This is a genomic window from Pseudoalteromonas sp. SIMBA_162 (assembly GCF_046535955.1).
In the GTDB taxonomy this organism is placed as follows: domain Bacteria; phylum Pseudomonadota; class Gammaproteobacteria; order Enterobacterales; family Alteromonadaceae; genus Pseudoalteromonas; species Pseudoalteromonas marina.
In genome coordinates, this window is record NZ_JAWJBQ010000055.1 from 1 (window position 1) to 818 (window position 818).

An 818-nucleotide genomic window follows, 5' to 3' on the forward strand; every position below is an offset into this window, starting at 1 on the left:
CCAGTCACTGGACGACACCAGCGACCCGCTGATCGACGTCTTCACCTATGGCATCACCGATGCCGATGGCGATGCCTCGCGCACCACGCTGACCATCACCGTCACGGGCTCGACCGATGCCGCGCCGGTCATCACCGGCATCAGCGGCACGGACGACAACAGCGTCACCGAAGCCACCGGCGATACCGTCACCGGCAGCTTCACGGTCGCCGCCACTGCCGGGATTGCCACGGTCACCATTGCTGGCGTCGATGTGGATACACCGGTCGACATCACCAATGCGACCGAGGCCGACCCGGTGGTCATCGAGGCGAGCGAAGGCACCCTGAGGGTGACCGGCTATGACGCCGACACCGGTGAGGTTACCTACCGCTACGTCGAGGATGGCGAGACCGAGGATCACTCGGGCGGCGACATCACCGACAGCTTCGCGGTCGTGGTCACCGACATCACGGATGCCAGCACCACCGACAGTCTCGACATCGCGATCGTTGATACCGTCCCGACGGCCAATGCCGATACCGGCACCATCGCCGAGGACACCACTGACGCCCTGACCGGCAATGTCATCAGCGGGTCCGGTGACAGCACGGATGCCGATGCGGCCGCCGATGCCCTGGGCAGCGACACGCCGACCACGGTCACCGGTGTCGTGAAAGGCACTCTGGAAGACGATGACGCGCTTGCGGCAAACGTCAACGACACGACCGGTACCGAGATCGCCGGCAGCTACGGCACGCTGACCCTCAACAGTGACGGCAGCTACAGCTACGTGCTGGACAACGGCAATGCCAAGGTCCAGTCACTGAACGATGACA

The 818-nt window shown here is 64.4% G+C and carries 1 protein-coding gene; it reads left to right on the top strand.

What is annotated here, in order from left to right; genetic code table 11:
* The coding region (locus R0J88_RS18675) for a VCBS domain-containing protein (RefSeq protein WP_410900684.1) at positions 1-818 on the top strand (818 nt) is incomplete at both ends.